The sequence below is a fragment of the Thioalkalivibrio sp. ALE9 genome (assembly GCF_000377445.1).
Taxonomy (GTDB): domain Bacteria; phylum Pseudomonadota; class Gammaproteobacteria; order Ectothiorhodospirales; family Ectothiorhodospiraceae; genus Thioalkalivibrio.
The window spans coordinates 20,349-43,723 of record NZ_KB898132.1 but is presented as its reverse complement, the minus strand read 5'-3'; the positions used below and the strand labels follow the sequence as shown (position 1 = coordinate 43,723).

Sequence of the window (23,375 nt, the reverse complement as noted above, 5' to 3'; positions counted from 1 at the left end):
GGCGTGGCCCGTATCCTTGGTGGCTTGAGCAGCCATGCCCTCGCGTCCTGTCGTCCCCGGTCTGACCAGTGCCTTTGTCGTGGTGCTGTTGCTGGTCGCGGTAGTCGCCATGGCCAGCTGGCTGCGCGTGCAGCAACTGCAGTACGACGTCCAGGCCCTGACCGAGGAATACGTGCAGAAGGTGGATCGCGTGCACCGCATGCGCAGCCTGGTACGCGAGCGCATGCTGCGCGCCTCGCTGGTCATCAGCGCCGAGGATCCGGCCCTGCAGGACCGCTACCAGCGGGAGTTTCGCGAACTGGCCGAACGTTTTCTGGAGGCCCGAGCGGGCGCCGAGCTGCTGGCCCGGACCCCGCGCGATGCCGCGTTGCTGGCGGAGCTGCGCGAGCTGACCGCGACCGGGGCTCCGATCCTGTCCGAACTCGTGGACATCGCCCTCGCGGGTGGGCGCAACGAGGCGCTGGCCCTCCTGTATGCCGAGGCGATGCCGGTGCAGGAGGAAGTCCTGGAGCAGATGGAAGCCATCCTGCAGGCCTTCGAGCATGACAACGAGGAGGCGGTGGCCGCCATGGCCCGGCGTCACGAGCAGGCGCAGCAGATCACGCTGATCGCCACCGGCATCACGGTCCTGATCATGCTGCTGATGTGGGTGCGCGTGCGCCGGCGGATCTGGCGCGATCATGCCGCGTTGCGCCAGGAGCTGGAGAGCCGCCAGCAGGTCGAGGCTCGTCTGCGCGAGACGCAGGCCGGGCTGGAGGCCGCCGTGGCCCGGCGCACCGCGGCGTTGCAGGAGACCACCGAGCGCCTGGAAGAGGCGCAGCGGATCGCCGGGGCGGGCTACTGGGACTGGGATATCCGGGGTCAGCGCATGAACTGGTCGTCGCATGTCTTCGAACTGTTCGGTCTCGATCCGCGCACCGAGAGTGCGGGTTTCGAGGCGTACATGCGCGCCATCCACCCGGATGATCGCACCCGCGTGCGGCGCGCGACCAACGAGGCCCTGGACCGCGAGAATTTCTACCGGGTGGATCACCGGGTCGTGCGCCGGGACGGCGGGGTCCGCCATGTCCGGGTGGAGGGCGAGATCGACCGTGATGCCGAGGGGCGGGCCGTGCAGGTGCTGGGCATGGTGCGCGACATCACCCGCGACAAGGCCTCGGAGGAGCGCCTGTGGCATCAGGCCCACCACGACTCCCTGACCGGCCTGCCCAACCGCAGCCTGTTGCAGGAGCATCTGCAGCAGGCCCTGCGCCGGGCCCAGCGGACGGGCACCGGGCTGGCCCTGGTGGTCTGCGATCTCGACGGCTTCAAGCCGATCAATGACCGCCTGGGGCATGATGCCGGGGACGTGATGCTGGTGACCGTGGCGCGGCGCCTGCGCGAGGGGGTGCGGGAGAGCGATGTGGTCGCCCGCGTGGGTGGCGACGAGTTCGTGCTGCTGCTGGAGAATGTCCGTGATCCCGATGCCGTCACCGGTGTCGGCCTCAAGCTGATCGAGCGCTTCGAGGAACCGGTGGAGGTGAACCGAGAAGCGGTGTACGTGGGCCTCAGCATGGGGGCGGCGCTCTATCCCGGGGACGGCGACGACGCGGAGACCCTGCTGCAGCGTGCCGACCGCGCCATGTATCTGGCCAAGGAAGAGGGTGGCAGCCGTATCGTGCTGTACCACGAGTGTCCCGAGGCGGCGGTGCGCGCAACCGATCTGGCGCTGCGCCGGCGGGGCGCCCTGGGGTGCGGGCTGGAGGACCCGTCCGCTCGCGACTGAACCGGTGCTATTGCCGCAGCCGGGCGGTGAAGGCCTCCTCGGCGAGGGGCTCGCTGAACAGGAACCCCTGAAAGCGCGTGCAGCCCAGCGCCAGTAGCTGGTCCCGCTGCTCGGCGTGTTCCACGCCCTCGGCGATCACGTCCAGCTCCATGTTGCGGGCGATGTCCACGATGTTCTCGATCAGGGTCCGGTCGCCACCGGCCAGCAGCCCCTGCACGAAGGACTTGTCGATCTTCAGTTCGTCCACCGGCAGGTCGCGCAGATAGGCCAGCGACGAGTACCCGGTGCCGAAGTCATCCAGCGCGATGCGCACGCCGAGGGTCTGCAGCGCGCCCAGCTTGGCGATCGCATCCGGCAGGTCGCGCAGCAGTCCGGATTCCGTGACCTCCAGGGTCACGGTGCGGGCGTCAACCCCGTGGTGGCGCAGGCGGGCCTGGAACTGGTCGACGAAATCGGGGCGCGAGAGTTGCCACGGTGACAGGTTCAGGGCCAGGCGCGGCGGGCGCAGCCCCGCCTGCTGCCACTGCGACAGGCGTTCCAGGGCATGGTCCAGGACCCAGTTGCCGATGCCATGGATCAGGCCGGTCTCCTCCGCGACCGGGATGAACAGGTCCGGCGCAACCGCACCCAGCTCCGGATGCCGCCAGCGCAGCAGGGCCTCGGCGCCGATCAGGCGTTCGGCGGCATCGAGCTGGGGCTGGTAGTGCAGGTCCAGCTGGCCGCGCTCCACCGCCTGGCGCAGACCGTCCTCGATCTGCAGGCGGGCATGGGCCTCGTCCTGCAGCGCATGGCGGTAGAACTGCACGCCGCCGCGCCCGGCCCGCTTGGCCTGGTACAGGGCGATATCGGCGTGGCGCAGGGCATCGGCCGAGCTCTCGCCGGCATCCGGATAGCATACGCAGCCCAGGCTGGCCCCGACCCCGAAGGTGCGCTCGCCGATCACGATGGGTCGCTGCAGGGCCTCGAGGATGCGTTCGGCGATGGCGTGCAGGTCGGACTCGAGTGCCTCGCGGGCCCCATCGCGGGGCGGCAGCACCACGGCGAACTCGTCGCCCCCCAGGCGGACGATCAGCGCGCCCTCCGGGGCATGGGCCCGCAGGCGTTCGGCGACGGCCCCCAGCACGGTGTCGCCCACCGCGTGACCGAGGGCATCGTTGATGGTCTTGAAGTGATCCAGGTCGATCAGGATCAGGCCACCGTGCAGGTCCCCCACGACGGCCTCCTCGATATGCCGGGTCAGGTCGTCGTGCAGGCGGGTACGGTTGGCCAGCCCGGTCAGGGCGTCGTGGTAGGCCAGCGCGTGGATGTGCTCCTCGGTATGCAGCCGCTCCAGTTCCGCGCCCGCGCGGTCGGCCATGATCCCGAGGATCTCCATCGCCTTGTCGACATCCTCGACCGGATGGCGGTTGACCATCGCGATATGCCCGAGCAGCGTCCCCTGGCTGTCCAGCAACGGGGCGCCGAGGTAGCTCTCGGCATCCATCTCCACCAGCATTGCATCCTCCGGGAAACGCTGCTGCACGTCGCAGGGATAGATACAGGTGCCGATCTCCAGCACGCGTTCGCAGGGTGTCTCGGCGAGGTCGTAGCGCAGGTTGTCGACGATCCGGCCTCGGGCGCACAGGGCGACGGTCTCGACGACGCCGGGGTGCTCCGGGTCTTCCATGCCGATCAGGGCATAGTCGGCATCGAACAGGTTGCTCAGCTTGAGCACCAGCTGCTGGAAGAACTCCTCGCGCGAGCGTGCCTGCAGGCCCTCGGCGATCAGGCGCAGGGCATCCTCGCTGCGGTGCGCGGCGGTCACATCCTCCTGCATCACGATGACGTCCTGCACCTCACCCTGCGTATCCTGCAACGGGTAGATACAGCCCCGTAGCCAGCGCTCCCCGGGCGGGCCGGCGGGGCCTTCCCCGGTCCCGGTGTCGGCAGGCGCCGGCGGGGTGTAGGCCAGCGGGCCGATCTCGCGGTAGTGCCCGCGCACGGCATCCGCGAGCGGTTCCAGGAGCTTCTGGTCGATCGGATCCGGGCGCTCGAGGACGTTCCCGCCCGGGCGGGAGGCGTCGCTGCCATGCATGCGTTCCCAGGCGGCATTGGTCTGGCGGATCTCGCCTTCCGGCGTGAGCACCTGGATGCCGATGGGGGACTGCTCGACCAGCGCGCGGAAGCGACTCTCGGAGTCGCGCAGGCGTTCGCCAGTCTCGCGGTTCAGCACCAGGCTCATCATCACCACCATCACCACGTAGCCGAACGGTGCGAGCTGCGGCATCTCCAGCACGCCGGCACGGGCGAGCACGCCCTGGATGGTGAACAGTACGAAGACCCCGATCCCGCCCAGCAGGAGCAGGGTGGTGGCCTGGCGGTGGCGGCGGTAATGCCAGATCAACGTGACCAGCGCGAAGCCGAACACCAGAAAGACCGCGAGGACGCCGAAGCCGAACCAGGGACTGATCGTGCCCACGGCCAGGGCCACGTTCTCGCCCCAGGGCAGCTCGAGGATGCGCAATTCTTCGATGTGGCGGTACTGCATGCTGTAGGGCTGCAGGGTGTTGACCACCCACGTGATGCCCAGCAGTACCAGCAGTCCGGTCATCAGGCCGCGTGCGGGCGTCCGCGTATGGGCCGCGACGAAGGCGGCGAACAGGACGTAGAACGGGGCCAGCAGGTAGATGTTGAGGGTAAGGGCGCGGGTGTAGGCCGCGACGCTGTCGGCCTGGTAGGTCTGGGCCGATCCGATGGCGACCACCACCATCAGGGCGCACATCGTGGCGAACAGGCGGTGCTCGGTGCGCCGCGCACTCTGGCGGCTGTGCAGCAGGTGGCTCAGACTGGCGTAGGCGGCCAGGCCGGCGGCCAGATAGAGCGACGGCACCAGGACCCCGTTCATCGATGTCCCTTTGCGGTTTCCGCGCGTCGTAACATCCCTTTACTCCCCTGCGGCGAAGCGAATCGGGCCCCGTCGGGTATTCGCGTGACATCGCCTACAGTACAAAAGACCGCAGGCCGCCGCCCCCATTCGGGGGGGCGGTGCATGGGGGCCGGCTAACGCTGTCTGCACGCCGGCCGGGGAGTGTCGCCCCGCGTTACAGGTAGGGAGTGAGGAGGCGGGCGGCTCCGTCGCGTAGCTGCGCGGGGAGCGGACGGGCGCGGACCTCGTCGAGGGTCAGGGGGTGCGACTGCGCGCGCAGGCCGTCGGCCCAGGTGGCCAGTTCGCCGCCCAGGCCGGCATCCAGGCATTCCAGATTGAACTCGAAATTCAGGCGCAGGCTGCGCGGATCCCAGTTGGCGGAGCCGACCAGGGCCCACTCGCGATCCACCAGCATCAGCTTGGCGTGATTGAAGGGCGGCGGGGTGAGCCACAGGCGGCAGCCGCGCTCCAGCAGCTCGCCCTGTTGCGGGCGGCTGGCCCATTCCACCAGCCGCAGGTTGCTCCGGGCCGGGATCAGGATGTCGACCCGCACGCCCCGCAGGGCGGCGGCCTTGAGCGCGCCGGTCAGCGCCACGTCCGGCAGGAAATACGGGGTGATGATGGTGACCTGCTCGCGGGCCTCGGCCAGGGCCGACTGCAGCGTGAAGTTCAGGACCTCGAAGTCCTCGTCCGGGCCGTCCGGCAGGCCGCGACAGGCGCGGGCCCCGGCCGGGTCAACGGTGTCCGGGAACCAGCGCGGGCCGTCCAGACGTTCCCCGGTGGCGAATTGCCAGTCCTCCGTGAACACCCGCTGCAGTTGCGTGCAGGCGGGGCCGCGCAGCTCGAAGTGGAGGTCGTGTATCGGGTGGGGGCCCGGATCGGCGTGGCTGTGGCCGCGGCGGATGTTCATGCCCCCGGTGAAGGCCTGGCGGCCGTCGATCACCAGCATCTTGCGGTGGTTGCGCAGGTTGAAGGCGGCCAGACTGCGTGGCAGGTGCACCGGCATGAAGGTGGTGGCCGGGATCCCCGCTCGGCGCAGCCGGCGCAGGGTGTTGCGGCGGCTGTAGCGGGCGCCGATGGCGTCGATCAGCACGCGCACCTGCACGCCACGGTCCTGGGCCTGCTGCAGGCGGTCCACGAAGCGTTCCCCGACCCGGTCGTAGTCGAAGATGTAGGTGGCCAGGGTGATGCTGTGACGGGCGCTGTCGATGGCGTCCAGCATGCGGGCATAGGTGCGGTCGCCGTCGAACAGCGGTTCGATCGCGTTGCCGCCGACCAGGCGGAAAGGGCTCAGTCGGTCGCCGGAGTGCAGCAGGCGTTGCCAGCGTTCCGGCGGCTCGCTCAGGGTGGCGCCCCCGGCGCTGGGGTCGGCGATCAGATAGCCCTCGCGCAGGGCGTGGGCGCGCCGGCGGATGCGGTTGACCCCGAACAGCCAGTACAGGACCGAGCCGCCCAGCGGCAGCAGCACGATCAGCCCGACCCAGGCGATGATGGTCCCGGTGTCGCGGCGCTGCAGCAGGGCGTGCACCACGCTGATCGCCGCGAGGGCAAACACGGCGATGGCAGCGATACTGGCGATCCAGCCTGTATCCAGCACGAATGGACTCCTCCGGGGCTTCTCCGCTTCCCGGTTCGGCGGTTTTCCCGTGACCCCGTGGAATGGCGGGCGCGTGCCCGCTACAGTACGCGGGCCCGGTCCGGGGTAAAAGCCCGCGCCACCCATCATTCGCGAGAGCGCCGATGAGCGATATCGAGACCCCCAGCCTGTTCGCCAACAGTGGCGAGCAGCTACCGCTGAAGGACTTCACCGAGAAGGCGTACCTGGACTACTCCATGTACGTGATCCTGGACCGTGCGCTGCCGCACATCGGCGACGGGCTCAAGCCCGTGCAGCGCCGCATCATCTATGCCATGAGCGAGCTGGGGCTCTCGGCCACCGCCAAGTACAAGAAGTCCGCGCGCACCGTCGGTGACGTGCTCGGCAAGTTCCATCCGCATGGCGACTCGGCGTGCTACGAGGCGATGGTGCTGATGGCGCAGCCCTTCTCCTACCGCTACCCGTTCGTCGACGGGCAGGGCAACTGGGGCTCGCCGGACGATCCCAAGTCCTTCGCCGCGATGCGCTATACCGAGTCGCGCCTCTCGCGCTATGCGCAGCTGCTGCTCTCGGAGCTGGGGCAGGGCACGGTGGACTGGGTGCCGAACTTCGACGGCGCGCTGGACGAGCCGAAGGTGCTGCCGGCCCGGCTTCCGAACGTGCTGCTGAACGGCGGTTCCGGGATCGCCGTGGGCATGGCCACCGATATCCCGCCGCACAACCTGCGCGAGGTGGCTGCGGCCTGCGTGCACCTGCTGGAGCACCCGAAGGCGACCGTCGCCGAGCTGTGCGAGCACCTGCCGGCGCCGGACTTTCCCACCGAGGCCGAGATCATTTCCCCGCCCGCGGAGCTGCGCAAGGTCTACGAGACCGGGCAGGGTTCGATCCGCGCGCGGGCGCGCTATGAACGCGAAGGCGACGACATCGTGGTCACCGCGCTGCCGCACCAGGTCTCCGGGGCCAAGCTGCTGGAACAGATCGCCAGCCAGATCCGCGCGAAGAAGCTGCCGATGGTCGAGGACCTGCGCGACGAGTCCGACCACGAGCACCCGACTCGCCTGGTGATTACCCCGCGCTCGAACCGCGTGGATGTCGAGGCGCTGATGGCGCACCTGTTCGCGACCACGGATCTGGAAAAGACCTACCGCGTGAACATGAACGTGATCGGCCTGGACGGCCGACCGCAGGTACGCGACCTGGCCGGGCTGCTGAGTGAATGGCTGAGCTTCCGCATCGAGACCGTGCGCCGGCGTCTGCAGTGGCGCCTGGAGAAGGTGCAGGCGCGGCTGCATGTGCTGGAAGGCCTGCTGATCGCCTATCTCAATATCGACGAGGTGATCGCGATCATCCGCGAGTACGACCAGCCCAAGCCGGAACTGATGAGCCGCTTTGGCCTGTCCGATATCCAGGCCGAGGCGATCCTGGAGCTGAAGCTGCGCCACCTGGCCAAGCTCGAGGAGATGAAAATCCGCGGTGAGCAGGACGAACTGGCCAAGGAGCGCGATCAGCTGGAGAAGACCCTGGGGTCCGAGCGCCGCCTGCGCACCCAGGTCCGCCGCGAAATCGAGAAGGACGCCGCGGACTACGGTGACGAGCGCCGCTCGCCGCTGGTCCAGCGCGCCGCCGCGCAGGCACTGGACGAATCCGCGCTGGTGCCCACCGAGCCGCTGACCATTGTGCTGTCGGAAAAGGGCTGGGCACGTGCGGCCAAGGGCCACGACGTGGATGCCCAGGGGCTCAGCTACAAGGCCGGGGATGCCTTCCAGGCCGCGGTCACCGGGCGCAGCAACCAGCCGGTCGCGTTCATCGACTCCACCGGCCGCACCTATACCATCCCCGCGCACACCCTGCCGTCCGCGCGCGGGCAGGGCGAGCCGCTGTCCGGCCGCGTGAACCCGCCGGAGGGCGCGCGCTTTGTCGGCATGGCCACTGGTGCGGAGGAAGACCGCTGGCTGCTGGGCTCGGATCACGGCTACGGCTTCGTCGCCAAACTGGGCGATTTGCTGGGCCGGCAGAAGGCGGGCAAGAATGTGCTCACCGTGCCCGCTGGGGCGGCTGTGCTGCAGCCGGCCCCGGTGCGCAACCCGCACGAGGACCACATCGCGGTCGTCACCACCCGCGGCTACCTGCTGCTGTTCCCGGCCACCGAGCTGCCGGAGCTGGCGCGTGGCAAGGGCAACAAGCTGATCGGTATCCCGTCCGCGGCCCTCAAGGACGGTTCCGAGCGGGTGCTCGACGTGGCCGTGCTGGGGCCGCAGGACATCCTGGTCGTGCACGCCGGCAAGCGCTTCAAGGCACTGGCCCCGGCCGAGTGGGCGGAGTACGTAGGCGAGCGCGCCCGGCGCGGGCGCCAGCTGCCACGCGGCTACCAGAACGCGGACCGCCTGGAAGTGCGCCCGGCCTGAACCCCGGCGCGCTCCGGTGGTCATTGATCGGGGTGCGCTTGAATTCGCGCGGCGCGCCCCGATGATTGCGACATCCCCGTAAATGGATTGATGGAGTACAGGAAAACTTCATGAAACGTGTTCTGCTGTTTCTGGCGACCAACTTCGCCATCCTGATCGTGCTCAGCATCACCCTGCGTATCCTGGGTGTGGAGAGCATCCTCGATGAACAGGGGGTCGATCTCGACCTGACCGCTTTGCTGATCTTCGCCGCCGTGTTCGGGTTCGGCGGGTCCTTCATCTCGCTGGCCATCTCCAAGTGGATGGCGAAGAAGACGATGAAGGTCCACGTGATCGACAAGCCGCGCAACGCCACCGAGCAGTGGTTGCTGGAGACGGTGCAGCGCCAGGCCAAGCAGGCCGGTATCGGCATGCCCGAGGTGGGAATCTACGATTCGCCCGACCCGAACGCCTTTGCCACCGGGATGAGCAAGAACAACGCCCTGGTGGCCGTAAGCACCGGACTGATGCAGAACATGGGGCAGGGCGAGGTCGAGGCCGTGCTGGGGCACGAGGTCGGTCACGTCGCCAACGGCGACATGGTGACGCTGGCCCTGATCCAGGGCGTGGTGAACACCTTCGTGATCTTCCTGTCGCGCGTGATCGGCCACTTCGTCGATCGGGTGATCTTCAAGAACGAGTCGGGTCACGGACCGGCCTTCTGGATTACCGCCATCGTGACCGAGATCATCCTCGCGATCCTGGCCTCCATCATCGTGTTCTGGTTCTCGCGTCAGCGCGAGTTCCGCGCCGACGAGGCGGGGGCCCGCTTTGCCGGGCGCGAGAAGATGATCGGCGCGCTGGAGTCGCTGGCCCGGGCCTCCGGGCGGCCGGTGGACATGCCGGACCAGATGGCGGCCTTCGGGATCCGTGGCGGCATGGCCCAGGGCCTGAAGAAGCTGTTCATGAGCCACCCGCCGATCGAACAGCGCATCGCCGCGCTGCGCGCCAACGGCTGAGAAGACGCCTGGCGCCGTGCGTACACGGGCCGCCCCTCGGGGCGGCCCGTTTCATTTGAGAGATGCTGCTCGGCGGGGCTCAGTAGTAGCGGCCGCGGCCGGGCTGCCCACCGGCGGCAAGGGCCGCGTCGCCGACGAAGGGGTTGCTGCGGCGTTCCTCGCCAAAGGTGGACTCGGGGCCGTGGCCGGGCACGAACCGGGTATCGTCGCCCAGCGGCCAGAGCTTGTCGGTGATCGAGGCAATCAGCTCGCGCCCGTTGCCGCGGGGGAAGTCGCTGCGGCCGATTGCCCCGTGGAACAGCACGTCGCCGACCAGGGCCAGGCCGCTCTCGGAGTCGTGGAAGACCACGTGCCCCGGGGTATGGCCGGGGCAGTGGAGCACCCGGAGTGTGGTCTGGCCCAGCGCGATGGTGTCGCCATCCTCCAGCCACTGGTCGGGCACCAGGGGCGCGGTCTCGGGGAAGCCGAAGATCTGCGCCTGCGCCGGGAGCTGGTCCAGCCAGAAGGCGTCGTCGCGATGCGGCCCGATCACCGGCACATTGGCACGGACGGCCAGTTCGGCGGTGGCCCCGACATGGTCCAGGTGGCCGTGGGTCAGGAGGATCTTCTCCAGGTGCACGCCGTGCTCGCGGGCGATCTGTTCGAGGGTCGCGGCATCCGCGCCGGGGTCGACCCAGGCCGCGGCCCCGGTGGCATCGCACCAGATCAGCGTGGCGTTCTGGGCAAGCGAGGTGACGGGGTGGCTCAGGTGACGAAGCATGATGCGGGATCCGTGAACGAAGTCGATTTTTGGTGCATCCCCGGCGGGTGGTTTTCATGCCCGGGAATAGATCGGGCGGACGTGCGTCTTACGGGGTATGCAGGTCTTCAAGGGTACGTGATATGACGAAACGGTGAAGGACGACCCCCTGCGTATTTCACCGGTTGACAAGAACATCGCCATATTAGAAGATTTGCATACGCTAATCGCTGTCCCCCCTGTCAGTGGTTAGTGGACTCCTCCATCCTCCTTTGGTGGTTTTCTTGGCGCGGGCTTCGACCCGCGCTTTTTTTTGCCTGTTATTCGCCTCCTGTTGCCGGGCGTGTCTACCATTGAGTCCGGCCCGTGCCGCGGATGGCCCGTCGATGATGACCCAACGCCCATGATCCGAAGCCTGAACAGCCTGCGCACCGCGGTGTTGTCCTTCGTGCTGCTGCCGCTGCTGCTGCTCATGGCCGCGGTGGTGGCGCTCGGCCTGCGCGAATTCCAGGTCCAGATGGAAAACCGCATGCAGGAGGATATCGAACTGGTAGCGCGTTCGATCCGGCTCCCGGTGTCGAGCGCCATGCTGCAGGACGACGTGTCCGGGGTGCAGCAGTCGCTGGATTCGCTGTTCCAGATCGAGGAGGTGTTCGGGGTCTACGTCTACGACGCGGAGGGCCGCATGGTCGCGGCCAGTGGGCCGCCCAGCCCGACCCTGCAACGCCGCGGCGAGGCCCGGGTCATCAGCGAGACCGGCAGTCTCGGGGCCTTCGGCGAGCACCAGGGGCGCGAGACCTTCTCCTTCTTCCTGCCGTTGTCCGATCCGGCCGGGCGGATCGTGGGCCTGCTGCAGGTGACCCGCGATGTGACCCCGTTCCGGGCCTTTGTCACCCAGCTGCAGTGGCAGGGCGGGTTGCTGATGCTGGCGGTCAGTGCGCTGTTCCTGCTGGTCGTACTGTTCGGCTACCACCGCGCCGTCGGCCGGCATGTGTCGCGCCTGATGGCCGCGATGCGCGCGATCGGCGATGGCCAGCGCGGCCTGCGGGCGCCGGAGGACGGGCCGGCCGAACTGCGCGGGCTGGCGGTCTCGATGAACCGCATGATGGAGCGCCGCGAGGCCTCGGAGGCGGAACTGGAGGCGCAGCGCCACGAGCAGGTGCGGCTCGAGGAAAAGCTGCGGCACTCGGAGAAGCTGGCGGCGATCGGCCAGCTCGCGGCCGGTGTGGCGCATGAGCTGGGGACACCGCTCGGGATTATCGCCGGGCGGGTGCAGCGGGCCATTCGCCGCCTGCCGGAGCCGGATCCTGCGCGCAAGGAGATGGAGGCGTTGCAGGCCGAACTCGAGCGGGTGGAGACCATCGTGCGGCAGTTGCTGGACTTTGCCCGTCGCAATCCCCTGCAGGAACGCCCCCTGGACCTCGCGCAACTGGTCGGCGACCTGGTCGAGCGGGTGCGCGCGCGGCACGCGCCCGACGCGATCCGGTTCCAGGTGGACGGGGAGGCGCTGGTCGTCGCGGCCGATCGTCTGCGCCTCGGACAGGCGCTGGAGAACCTGCTGGAGAACGCGGCCCAGGCGGCCGCCGGTGAGGTGCGGGTCCACTGGCGGGCGGAGGCCGACCGGGTAACCCTGGTGGTGGCCGATGACGGTCCGACCGCCGGGCGCGGGATCGACGACGAACAGGCGGCGCGCCTGTTCGAGCCCTTCTTCACCACCAAACCCACGGGCGAGGGAACCGGACTGGGGCTGGCTGTTGTCCAGGTGGCACTGGAAGATCATCGCGGCACGGTCGCGCTGGATCGCAGCGTGCCCGGAGAGACCCGCTTTGTCGTGCATCTGCCGCTGGCCACTGACGAACCGCAGGAGACGCGCCTATGAGCGCCGCGCCACAAACACTCGCCGCGCCCCCGGAATCGGTCCTTGTCGTCGAAGACGACCGCGGACATCGCGAATTGCTGCACGAGGAGCTGGCCGAGGCCGGCTACGCGGTCACCGCGGTAGGCAGCGCCGAGGACGCCGCGCGGGCACTGGCACAGCAGGCCTTCAGTCTGGTGGTCAGTGACCTGCGTCTGCCGGGCGCCGACGGGTTTCAGGTGCTCGAGGACGCGCGCGCCCGGGTGCCGGCGCCGGGCTTCATCATGCTGACGGGCTTCGGGACCATCGACCAGGCCGTGGCCGCACTGAAGGCGGGGGCGGACGACTTTCTGACCAAGCCGGTGGACCTCGATCATCTGCGCCTGGCTGCGGACCGGGTAACCGAGGCGCGTCGCCTGAAGGACGAGGTGCGGCGCTATCGCGAGGTGCTCGCCCGGGCCGACGGGTTTCATGGCATGCAGGGACACAGTCCGGCCATGCTGCAGATGTTCGACCTGATCCGGCGGATCGCGGCCGCCGACGGCAGCGTCCTGATTACCGGCGAGTCCGGGACCGGCAAGGAACTCGTGGCGCGGGCGCTGCACGCGGAAAGTGACCGGGCGCACGGGCCGTTCGTCGCGCTCAACTGCGCCGGCATCCCCGAGGCCCTGCTGGAGTCGGAGCTGCTGGGGCATGTAGCGGGTGCCTTCAGTGGGGCCAAGGGTGCCCGTCGAGGACTGTTCACCGAGGCACATGGGGGAACCCTGTTCCTGGACGAGATCGCCGAGATGCCGGTGGCGATGCAAAGCAAGCTGCTGCGCCTGCTGCAGGACGGACGGGTGCGCCCGGTGGGCGCCAACGAGGAGATCGAGACGGATGTGCGTATCGTCGCGGCCACCCACCAGGACCTGCAGGCGCACATGGCCGACGGCCGTTTCCGCGAGGATCTCTACTATCGCCTGGAGACCTTCCGCATCGAGATCCCGCCGCTGCGAGAACGCGGTGACGATATCGAGTACCTGGCCCTGCAGTTCCTGCGCCAGCAAGCCCTGGCCCGAGGCCTGCCCGAGCGGCGTCTCAGCCCGGAGGCCCTGCGCGCGCTGGTGCGCTACCCCTTCCCCGGGAACGTACGCGAACTGGCCAGCCTCATCGAGCGCGCCGCCACCCTGGCCACGGGCGAGGTGATCGAGACCCGGGACCTGCCGGAACGCGTGTTCGCGATCGGCGGCGAAGATGCGGGTGTGGCCGCCGGTGGTGCCGGCGCAGAGGTGTTACCCGTAGCGGGAGTCGGCGACGACACCCAATGGCCGACGCTGGAAGAGCGCGAGCGCGACTACATTCAGCGGGTCCTGGAGCACGTGGGCGGCAACAAGCAGCGGGCCGCGCGCATCCTCGGCATCGGACGCAAGACGCTCTACCGCAAGCTCGGCGAATCCGACCCGTCGTGACATCCTGACCCGGGTCGAGCTGACCCATGTGTCATTATGACCCATTCACAATCCCGCCGTCGGCGGACGCCCTGTCAGCTGATTCCGTCCTAAGCATCTGATTATTATAGAATGTCTCCCCGGTTGCCATTGTTGGCACGATGCCTGCTCCTCTTCGGGCAGCAATCGGAGAAGCGCAGCCCGCACGGGCTCATTCCTCCTCACACGGTTGCGGCGCGGCTGGACCGGGGGCGCCTCGAGCGGGTCCCGGTCGGCCGCGAGATCCGATCGAACCAAAGGAAAAGGAGCAACATGATGAATATGCGCAAGACGATCCTCGCAATGGCCCTGACCTCCCTGTTTGCCGTGGGTGGCGCGGCCTCCGCGCAGTATGGTGGTGCCGAAGGCGGCGCCGGCGGTGGCGACATGGGCGGCGCCCAGGGTGGCCAGCCCCCGGCCCAGGAAGGCGGTGCCGGCGCCGGCGGCGGTGCCCAGGGCGGCCAGCCGCCGCAGGGTGGCGCCCAGGGTGGCGCGGCCCAGGGCGGAGCCCCGATGCAGGAAGCCCCCGAGGTGGACCTGAGCGAAGAGGACATCGACACCTTCGTGACCGCCTTCGTCGCGGTGCAGGAAGTGCGCGAGGACTTCGCTGACCGCCTGCAGAACGCCGAGGACGAGACCGAGGCGCAGTCCATGCAGCAGGAAGCTCAGGACGAAATGGTCAGCGCCGTGGAAGATGCGGGCATGAGCGTCGAGGAATACAACGAAGTCGCCATGGCCCTGCAGAACGACCCCGAGCTGATGCAGGAAGTGCAGGAGCGCGCCGAAGCTCAGCTGTAAACGGGTTGTGTGCCGCCCCGGGCCTTGCGCCCGGGGCCTGCAAGGGGGGCCGCCCTTCGGGGCGGCCCCTTTATTATGTGCGGAGGGCGCTCGCGCAGGCCCCGGCCCGCCACGTCGCCTCCGGTGGACGTCGAGCGCGGCCCGTCTCGCGAATTGTCCCTTTTGCTTGAATCGGGTGAAGGGAAGCGTTATTCTTGCGCGCTTTCTGAATCGCCCCGACCTCGGAGCATCGAACATCATGAGTACCATCAGCGCCAAGCCGGCCGAAGTCGAACGCGACTGGTTTCTCGTCGACGCCGACGGCAAGACCCTCGGCCGACTCGCCACGGAGATCGCACGCCGTCTGCGCGGGAAGCACAAGCCCGTGTACACGCCGCATGTCGATACCGGCGACTACATCGTCGTGATCAACGCGGAGAAGATTCGCGTCTCCGGCAACAAGGCCATGGACAAGAAGTACTTCCACCACACCGGTTATCCGGGTGGCATCAAGGAAGCCAACTTCACCCAGATGATCGAGCGTCATCCGGAGAAGGTGCTGGAGCTTGCCGTGAAGGGCATGCTGCCGCGCAACCCGCTTGGCCGGGCCATGTTCAAGAAGCTCAAGGTCTACGCCGGCACCGAACACCGGCATACGGCCCAGCAGCCGCAGCCGCTCGAAGTCTGAGCCGCCAGAATCAGCAAGGGAATCGATCCGAATGGCTACCAATCAGTATTACGGCACCGGCCGCCGCAAGACCGCCGCTGCGCGCGTCTTCCTGCGCCCGGGTACGGGCAACATCACGGTTAACCAGAAGCCGCTGGACGAGTTCTTCGGCCGCCAGACCTCGCGCATGGTCGTGCGCCAGCCGCTGGAGGCGACCGAGTCCACCGAAAACTTCGACGTGATCGCAACCGTCGAGGGCGGTGGTGGTAACGGCCAGGCCGGTGCGATCCGCCTGGGCATTGCCCGCGCCCTGGTGCAGTACAACGAAGAGCTGCGCTCGCCGCTGCGTCGTGGTGGTCATCTGACCCGCGATGCCCGCGAGGTGGAGCGGAAGAAGATCGGCCTGCGCAAGGCCCGTCGTGCAACCCAGTACTCGAAGCGTTAAAATTCGGCTCGAGTTTCTGCGGGACGCACGCGATCCGGTTTACTGGGGGATCGTCTAGCGGTAGGACTACGGACTCTGACTCCGTCAACCCAGGTTCGAATCCTGGTCCCCCAGCCATCCATAGAAAAGGGCCCCCTCGTGGGGCCCTTTTCTATGGATATATGAGCGAGCCCAGGGTTCGAACCTGGAAGGTTCGGCGAAGCGCAGCGGAGCACTGCACGCGCGCCGCGCGTGCAGCCCCGAAGGGGTGAGGCGGCGTAGCCGCCGAATCATCCTGGTCCCCCAGCCATCCATGCGAGCGCGCCCCTCGACGGGGTGCGCTCGCATGTCGCATGAGCGGGCAGTCTTCCGGTTCATGCCAACCCGGGCCCGTCCGATTGGGCCGGTGGATGCCGATCTCCCGCCAGGTCTTGTCGATACTGCAGGGGCGGCTTGCGGTCCGCGTCCTGCCCTCGTTCGTCATCGATCCGCGGCCCCGCATCAGCCCCTTCCTCGACCGTGTCCCCGACTCCGCTACAATCCCCTGACCGGGAACGGGAAATGCAGGGAATTCTGGCGCGCTTTTCCCGTCCAATGCTGCAGAGCCCGGAGCCACCGGGCCGAATGGACCCGAATACCGAAGAGAAGAGGAGTGGAGCAAAGATGTCGGTACCCGATAACCCCTACGAGCCCGTGACCGTCGATACCACCGCCCACGAAGTGGAGGGCGCGGACACCTGGTACATGATCGGGATCTCCGGCATCCCGGACCCCGACAACCAGGGGCACACATCGAACGCCGGATTCGTTGTGACCGACGAAGGGGTGGTGGTCTACGACGCCCTGGGGACCCCGCCGCTGGGCTTCGAGATGATCCGCCGGATCCGTGAGGTGACCGACCAGCCGATCAAGTACGTGATCGCCGGGCATTACCATGCGGACCACATCTACGGCCTGCAGGCGTTCGCCGACCATACCGACGCGAAGATCATCGGTCAGGCACGGGCACGCGACTACCTCGGCGGGCCAGGCGCGGTGGCGCGACTGGAACAGCGTCGCGGGGTGCTGACGCCATGGGTGGACGAGGACACGCAGATCATCCCGCCGGACGAGTTCTTCGATGACGAGTACACCATCCGTCTTGGCGGCAAGACCTTTCGCTGCGTGCACGCCGGCCCGGCCCATTCACCCGACGACATCATCATGGTGGTGGAGGAGACGGGCGTGGTGTTTGCCGGTGACATCGTCTTTGACGGCCGTATCCCGTTTCTGGGGGACGACGCGCTGGATTCGGAGAACTGGGTCAATCGTCTGGAAGAACTGATGGAGATGGACCTGAAATTCCTGGTCCCGGGGCATGGCGAGGCCACCGATCAGGCAAGCCGAGCGGTGAAGTTTACGCGTGACTACCTGGTGAAGCTGCGCGAGCACATGGGCGCGGCCGTGGAGAACATGGAGACCTTCGACGAGGCCTACGCGGCCATGGACTGGAGCGACTACGAGGATCTCCCGGCCTTCGAGCAGACCAACCGCAGCAATGCCAACGCGGTCTATCTCGAGATGGAAGAAAAACTGTTCTGAACGCGCCGGCGTTCGGCAAGGGAGTCGCTGCATGACGCTGCATATTGACCCGAGCCTGCTGATGGCCATCCTGTCGCTGGTGGCGGGGATTCTGATCCTGATCCGTCCCCGGCTCCTCAATTACATCGTCGCGATCTACCTGATCGTGATCGGGGTGCTGGGGCTCCTGGCCCACTGGTAGGGCACACTGCGGGACCGCCTGGGCCGCGAGCCCGGGTGGTTCCCGGGGGATAGTTTGGTGCCCAAAAGCATGGACCAACAGTGCGACTTCATGCGCAGGGCGCGCGGACCCGTTACTCTTTGGCCTCACTTTGATCGGGGGGCCACGCCTCAATGACCGCCGAACGCGTTCGAGAAATACCCTATAACTACACCTCCTTCTCCGACCGCGAAATCGTCATCCGTTTCCTGGGGTCCGATACCTGGGATCTCCTCAACGAGCTGCGTGGGGAGCGTCGGACGGGCGTGTCCGCGCGCATGCTGTTCGAGGTCCTGGGGGACATGTGGGTGGTCACCCGCAACCCGTATATCCAGGACGACCTGCTGGAGGACAAGAAGCGCCGCAAGGCGCTGATCGACGCCATGCAGCATCGCCTGGACCAGATCACGGCCCGGGCCGATGGCAACGAAAAGGCATTGAAGCTGGCCCAGCGCTCCCAGGCGGCGGTATCCGCCTTTGCCAAGGAATTCACCGACACCGCGGCGCTGCGCGACCAGGTGCGCAAGCGCATGAAGGGCCTCACGCACAAGGACAATATCCAGTTCGGCGGGCTGGCGCGGGTGTCCCACGTGACCGACGCGACCGACTGGCGCGTGGAACTGCCGTTCGTGGTGCTGACCCCTGATTCAGAGGAAGAGATGGGGCCGCTGGTCGCGGCCTGCATCGAGCTGGGCCTGACGGTGATCCCGCGCGGTGGCGGCACTGGCTACACCGGCAGCGCGGTCCCGCTGTCCAAGCGTTCCGCGGTGATCAACACCGAAAAGCTGGAGGGCCTCGGCGAGGTCAAGCGGCGACCGTTGCCGGGCGTGGAGCACGACGTGCCGGTGGTGCGCGTGGAGGCCGGCGTGGTCACCAAGCGCGTCTCCGAACTGGCCGATCGCAATGGCCTGGTGTTCGCGGTCGATCCGACCTCGCAGGATGCCTCGACCATCGGCGGCAACGTGGCGATGAACGCCGGTGGCAAGAAGGCCGTGCTGTGGGGTACCGCGCTGGACAACCTGGCGGCCTGGACGATGGTCACGCCCGAGGCGGAGTGGATGTACATCGAGCGCCTCGATCACAACCTGGGCAAGATCCACGACGCCGAGACGGTGCGCTTCCGCGTGACGCGCTATCAGCCGGATGGCAAGACCCCGAAGGGCGAGCCCGAGATCCTCGAGATGCCGGGGCAGCGCTTCCGCAAGCTGGGCCTGGGCAAGGACGTGACCGACAAGGCCCTGATGGGCGTGCCGGGCATCCAGAAGGAAGGCTGTGACGGCCTGATCACCTCGGCCGAGTTCATCCTGCACCGCATGCCCGACAACATCCGCACCGTGTGTCTCGAGTTCTACGGGACCGACCTGCACCAGGCCGTCCCGGCGATTGTCGAGATCAAGGACGCGGTGGATGCCGAGGACGACGTCCTGCTGGCCGGCCTCGAGCACCTGGACGAGCGCTATGTACGCGCGGTCAAGTACACGCCGAAAGGCGCGCGCGGCGACCTGCCGAAGATGGTGCTGGTCGCCGATATCGTCTCCGACGACGAGGATGCGCTGGGTCGGCTGGCCGCCCAGATGGTGCGCGCGGCCAATGCCCGAAACGGCGAGGGCTTCATTGCGGTCAGCCCCGAGGCGCGCAAGCGCTTCTGGGCGGATCGCGCCCGCACCGCGGCGATCGCCCACCACACCAACGCCTTCAAGATCAACGAGGATGTGGTGATCCCGCTGGAGCGTCTGGCGGAGTACACCGAGGGGATCGAATCCCTGAACGTGCGCGAGTCGCTGAAGAACAAGCTGACCATGGTCGACGAGGTGCTGGAGTGCATGCGCGGCGACCATCCCGAACTGCGCGAGCTGCTGGAGGACACCGGCGGCGAGGGTCAGCAGTGGTTCGAGTCCAAGCGCGAGCGCGCCGTGGAGGTCCTGGAGGCGGTGAAGAAGCGCTGGGAGGCGATCTCGGAGAACTTCTTCACGCTCGCGTCGGAGTGCGACGAGCTGCTCGACGAGTCGGCCCGCGCTGACCGTCGCGACCACGACAAGCTGATGAACCTGCTGCTGCGGCGCAGCCTGCGGATCTCCTACCGCGCCGAGGTCGAGCGCCCGCTGTTCGAGATCTTCGGTGGCCACCAGCTGGAGCCGGTGCGCAAGCGCCTGGCGGCGATCCATGACCGCGTGCTGACCAGCCGGCTATTCATCGCCCTGCACATGCATGCGGGCGACGGCAACGTGCACACCAACATCCCGGTCAACTCCAACGACTACCAGATGATGCACCAGGCCGAGCGTCTGGTGGACGACGTGATGCGCCTGGCGCGCGAGCTGAACGGGGTGATCTCCGGCGAGCACGGCATCGGCCTGACCAAGATGCAGTACCTGGAACCCGAGCGCATCGAGTCGTTCGCGAAGTACAAGAAGCAGGTCGACCCGAACGGCGTGTTCAACGCCGGCAAGCTGCTCGAGGGCTCCGGGCTGTCCAATGCCTACACCCCTTCGCTGCGTCTGGTGAAGCAGGAGGCGCTGATCCTGGAGCAGAGCGAATTGGGCGATCTCAACGACGAGATCAAGGACTGCCTGCGCTGCGGCAAGTGCAAGCCGGAGTGCAATACGCATGTCCCGCGCGCCAATCTGCTCTACTCGCCGCGGAACAAGATCCTGGCCACCGGACTGATCGTCGAGGCCTTCCTCTACGAGGAGCAGACCCGGCGCGGGCTGTCGCTCAATCACTTCGAGGAGATGAACGACGTCGCGGATCACTGCACGATCTGCCACAAGTGCCTGAACCCGTGCCCGGTCGACATCGACTTTGGCGACGTGACCATGCACATGCGTTCGATCCTCAACAAGAAGGGCAAGCGCAAGGCGACGCCGGCCACGATGATGTCCATGGCCTTCCTCAACGCGAAGGATCCGGCCACCATCAAGGGCATCCGCAAGGGCGCGATCCAGATGGGCTATGCCGCCCAGCGTCTGGGGCACTTCGCGTTCAAGAAGCTGAACCTGACCGGCGAGGGCAAGACCCCGCGCTCGACCACCGGCAAGGCGCCGGTGCACGAGCAGGTGGTGCACTTCGTGAAGAAGCCGATGCCCGCCGGCCTGCCGAGCCAGACCACGCGGCAGATGCTGGGGCTGGAGGATTCGCGCTACGTGCCGATCCTGCGCGACCCGGTGAAGACCGATCTGGATTCGGATGCGGTGTTCTACTTCCCCGGCTGCGGCTCCGAGCGCCTGTTCAGCCAGGTGGGGCTGGCGACGCTGGCCATGCTCTACGACGTCGGTGCGCAGACCGTGCTGCCCCCGGGCTACCTGTGCTGCGGGTATCCGCAGAACGCCGGCGGCGACTTCGAGAAGGGCCAGCAGATCAGTACCGAGAATCGCGTGCTGTTCCACCGGCTGGCGACCACGCTCAACTACCTCGACATCAAGACCGTCGTGGTGTCCTGCGGGACCTGCATGGATCAGCTGCTGAAGTACGAGTTCGAGCGGATCTTCCCGGGCTGCCGCCTGCTCGACATCCACGAATACCTGATGGAGAAGGGCGTGAAGCTCGAGGGGCTCAAGGGCGTGCAGTACATGTACCACGACCCCTGCCACTCGCCGATGAAGTCGCACAAGCCGACCGACGTCGCCTCCAAACTGATGGGACAGGACGTCCTGAAGTCGGATCGTTGCTGCGGCGAGGCCGGCACGTTCGCGGTGAGTCGCCCGGATATTGCCACCCAGGTGCGCTTCCGCAAGCAGGAAGAGCTGCACAAGGGCATCAAGGAGCTGACCGGCGAGGAGAAGGCAGAGAACGGCAACGTGAAGATGCTGACCTCCTGCCCGGCCTGCCAGCAGGGGCTGTCGCGCTATCGCGAGGACACCGGGCTGGATACCGACTACATCGTGGTCGAGATGGCCAACCGCCTGATGGGCGACGGCTGGCAGAAGAACTTCATCGACCGCGCGCGAGAGGGCGGGATTGAGAAGGTGCTGCTGTAGTTTCCGTTGCACACAAAGGGTGCGGGTTGGCTACAATCGGGCGAGGCGAGCGGCCGGGCCGGGGAATAAAGCCCCGTCTCGCCGCGTCGCCCAACGGGCGTCGAATACGCCCCAACAGGGCCGCGGCAGTGCGTGCGGCATGTTCACCCGTCCATGCAAGGGAGTTCGCATGACCTTTCGCTCTTTGAGTCCCCGCCTTGCCGTCATGGCCCTCTGTGTCGGGCTGGCCGGTGCCCCTGTCGTGGCCAGTGCCCAGGCCTTTGTCGAGTTCCCCGGACGCAGCCTGTACGAGCGCTTTGGTGTGGATGCCGTGGACCTGTTCGATCTGCGCGGTCAGCTGTCGCGTTCCACGGTGATCGACGTCCGCCCGCGCCTGGAATACGACATCCTGCACATCGAGGGGGCGCATCACGTCCCGCTCGGGGCCCCGGATTTCGAGGACCAGGTCCGTGCACTGGAGGAGCAGCACGGTGGCCCGCTGGTGTTCTACTGCAACGGTCGTGAGAGCTATCTGTCGTATCGCGCCGCGGCGCGTGCCAACTCCGCGGGGCTGGGCCCGACCCAGGCGTATGATGCCGGCGTCAAGGACTGGGCGGAACGCTATCCCGGACTGGCACTCCTGCGCGGTGAGCCCATCGAGGACCCCGAGACGCAGTTGATTGCCGACGACGCCTTCGAGGCGCGTCTGCTGGAGGCCGACACCTTTGCCCGTCGCGTCCGCGAGAACGACGATGCCGTGGTGGTGGATGTGCGTGGCAACGAGGAACGCGACGAGATTTCGCTGTTCGCCGGGCGCGAGATCTCCGCGCCGCTGGAGAATATCGACACGCTCAATCGGATCGTCGACCAGGCCCGCCGGGACGGTGCCCCGCTGCTGATCTTCGACCAGAACGGGCAGCAGGTGCGCTGGCTGCAGTATCACCTGGAGGAGCGGGGGGTCGAGGACTACCGCTTCCTCGAGGGCGGCCTGCAGCGCTTCTACGACGAGGTGATGGCGCGCTAGGCGAGGCCCGGAGCGTTTCCTGCATCCGCGTTTTTCGCACTGAAAAAGGGCCGGGATCATGCGATCCCGGCCCTTTTGCTTGACAGCGCGTGCGCTGGCGGCGGGTCAGCGCCGGAAAAGCGCCAGCAGGATCGAGATCACCACGCTGACGATGATCATGGTGGTGATCGGGAAATAGAACCGGCTGTTTTCCCCCTCGATCACGATATCCCCGGGCAAGCGGCCCCAGGGGATTTTGCCCAGCCAGGGCCAGAGCAGGCCGATCACCACGATCAACCCGCCGATGACGATCAGCCACTTGCCCGTGTCGGTCATGGCGGTCGCCCCGACCGATTACTTGGCGGTCATCTCCTCGACGCCCGTGGACGAACCCACCAGCATCACGTCCGCCGGCCGCCGAGCGAACAGGCCGTTGGTCACGACACCGGCGATGTGGTCCAGCTCGGACTCCAGCTCCACCGGGTTCATGATGCGCAGGTTGTGCACGTCGAGGATCACGTTGCCGTTGTCGGTCTTGAAGCCCTCGCGCAGCTCCGGGTTGCCGCCCAGCTTCGACAGGGCGCGGGCGACATGGCTGCGGGCCATCGGGATCACCTCGACCGGCAGCGGGTAGGCGCCCAGGTAGTCCACGACCTTGGTCTCGTCGACCACGCAGACGAAGGTCTTCGATGCGGCCGCGACGATCTTCTCGCGGGTCAGGGCCCCGCCCCCGCCCTTGGTCAGGTGCAGGTGCCGGGTGGCCTCGTCGGCGCCGTCCACGTAGATCGGCAGCGGGCCGGCGGAGTTCAGGTCCAGCACCTCGATGCCATGTCCGCGCAGGCGCTCGGCGCTGGCCTCGCTGGAGGCGACGGCCCCGTCGATCTTGCCCTTGATGCCCGCCAGGGCGTCGATGAAGTAGTTCGCGGTAGACCCGGTACCCACACCCACGATCCAGCCGCTCTCGATCCGTTCCAGCGCCGCCTCGGCCACGGCCTTCTTCATTTCGTCCTGATTCATCAACATCTCTCGCATGTACGA

17 protein-coding genes and 1 tRNA gene are annotated in these 23,375 nt (G+C 67.4%); 13 read left to right on the top strand and 5 right to left on the bottom strand.

Features of this window, described 5'->3' with window-relative positions; genetic code table 11:
- The first annotated feature begins 34 nt into the window (after positions 1–34).
- Positions 35–1,765, top strand: a complete 1,731-nt coding sequence (locus D106_RS0111645; protein ID WP_018880135.1) for a diguanylate cyclase domain-containing protein — start codon at positions 35–37, stop codon at positions 1,763–1,765.
- A 7-nt stretch (positions 1,766–1,772) separates the two neighbouring features.
- Here D106_RS0111645 and D106_RS0111640 read toward each other — a convergent pair whose 3' ends face one another.
- On the bottom strand, positions 1,773–4,649 hold the full coding sequence (locus D106_RS0111640; RefSeq protein ID WP_018880134.1) for an EAL domain-containing protein: 2,877 nt from the start codon (positions 4,647–4,649) through the stop codon (positions 1,773–1,775).
- A gap of 196 nt (positions 4,650–4,845) precedes the next feature.
- Positions 4,846–6,267: a cardiolipin synthase gene (cls, locus tag D106_RS0111635; protein ID WP_018880133.1), complete on the bottom strand. Its 1,422-nt coding sequence runs from the start codon at positions 6,265–6,267 to the stop codon at positions 4,846–4,848.
- 143 nt (positions 6,268–6,410) lie between these two features.
- Here cls and parC point away from each other — a divergent pair, with 143 nt between their 5' ends.
- The gene (parC, locus tag D106_RS0111630; protein ID WP_018880132.1) at positions 6,411–8,672 is read left to right on the top strand and encodes a DNA topoisomerase IV subunit A; all 2,262 of its coding nucleotides are present in this window, start codon (positions 6,411–6,413) and stop codon (positions 8,670–8,672) included.
- Between the two features lie 110 nt (positions 8,673–8,782).
- Positions 8,783–9,670 (top strand): protease HtpX, encoded by an 888-nt coding sequence (htpX, locus tag D106_RS0111625; protein ID WP_018867169.1) that lies wholly within the window; start codon positions 8,783–8,785, stop codon positions 9,668–9,670.
- A gap of 79 nt (positions 9,671–9,749) precedes the next feature.
- On the opposite strand, the gene D106_RS0111620 is transcribed toward htpX, so the two are convergent.
- The gene (locus D106_RS0111620) at positions 9,750–10,430 is read right to left on the bottom strand and encodes an MBL fold metallo-hydrolase (protein WP_018880131.1); all 681 of its coding nucleotides are present in this window, start codon (positions 10,428–10,430) and stop codon (positions 9,750–9,752) included.
- A gap of 382 nt (positions 10,431–10,812) precedes the next feature.
- Here D106_RS0111620 and D106_RS0111615 point away from each other — a divergent pair, with 382 nt between their 5' ends.
- The 10 genes from D106_RS0111615 (at position 10,813) to D106_RS0111565 (ending at position 22,358) form a co-directional block, all read left to right on the top strand.
- A complete protein-coding gene (locus D106_RS0111615) occupies positions 10,813–12,288 on the top strand; it encodes an ATP-binding protein (protein ID WP_018880130.1) in 1,476 nt (491 codons plus the stop codon).
- Positions 12,285–13,712, top strand: coding sequence for a sigma-54 dependent transcriptional regulator (locus D106_RS0111610; RefSeq protein ID WP_018880129.1), 1,428 nt, complete (start codon positions 12,285–12,287; stop codon positions 13,710–13,712). The genes D106_RS0111615 and D106_RS0111610 overlap by 4 nt, the downstream gene beginning before the upstream one ends.
- Before the next feature lie 294 nt (positions 13,713–14,006).
- Complete coding sequence (locus D106_RS0111605) at positions 14,007–14,528, top strand: DUF4168 domain-containing protein (RefSeq protein ID WP_026280254.1); 522 nt, start codon at positions 14,007–14,009, stop codon at positions 14,526–14,528.
- Between the two features lie 238 nt (positions 14,529–14,766).
- On the top strand, positions 14,767–15,195 hold the full coding sequence (gene rplM / locus D106_RS0111600; RefSeq protein ID WP_017940583.1) for a 50S ribosomal protein L13: 429 nt from the start codon (positions 14,767–14,769) through the stop codon (positions 15,193–15,195).
- A gap of 31 nt (positions 15,196–15,226) precedes the next feature.
- A complete protein-coding gene (gene rpsI, locus D106_RS0111595; protein ID WP_018867174.1) occupies positions 15,227–15,619 on the top strand; it encodes a 30S ribosomal protein S9 in 393 nt (130 codons plus the stop codon).
- Positions 15,620–15,662: 43 nt separating this feature from the next.
- Positions 15,663–15,736, top strand: a tRNA-Gln gene (locus D106_RS0111590).
- A 525-nt stretch (positions 15,737–16,261) separates the two neighbouring features.
- Positions 16,262–17,179, top strand: a complete 918-nt coding sequence (locus D106_RS0111580) for an MBL fold metallo-hydrolase (protein WP_018875840.1) — start codon at positions 16,262–16,264, stop codon at positions 17,177–17,179.
- 31 nt (positions 17,180–17,210) lie between these two features.
- Positions 17,211–17,360, top strand: coding sequence for a DUF3096 domain-containing protein (locus tag D106_RS14900; protein WP_018867185.1), 150 nt, complete (start codon positions 17,211–17,213; stop codon positions 17,358–17,360).
- A gap of 152 nt (positions 17,361–17,512) precedes the next feature.
- The gene (locus tag D106_RS0111570; RefSeq protein ID WP_018880127.1) at positions 17,513–21,355 is read left to right on the top strand and encodes a DUF3683 domain-containing protein; all 3,843 of its coding nucleotides are present in this window, start codon (positions 17,513–17,515) and stop codon (positions 21,353–21,355) included.
- Positions 21,356–21,524: 169 nt separating this feature from the next.
- Complete coding sequence (locus D106_RS0111565) at positions 21,525–22,358, top strand: rhodanese-like domain-containing protein (RefSeq protein ID WP_026279275.1); 834 nt, start codon at positions 21,525–21,527, stop codon at positions 22,356–22,358.
- 105 nt (positions 22,359–22,463) lie between these two features.
- Here the strand turns inward: D106_RS0111565 and D106_RS0111560 are convergent, their stop codons facing one another.
- Positions 22,464–22,673, bottom strand: a complete 210-nt coding sequence (locus D106_RS0111560; protein WP_018867188.1) for a DUF2905 domain-containing protein — start codon at positions 22,671–22,673, stop codon at positions 22,464–22,466.
- Between the two features lie 18 nt (positions 22,674–22,691).
- Positions 22,692–23,354: a ribose-5-phosphate isomerase RpiA gene (rpiA, locus tag D106_RS0111555; protein ID WP_026279276.1), complete on the bottom strand. Its 663-nt coding sequence runs from the start codon at positions 23,352–23,354 to the stop codon at positions 22,692–22,694.
- Between the last annotated feature and the right edge of the window lie 21 nt (positions 23,355–23,375).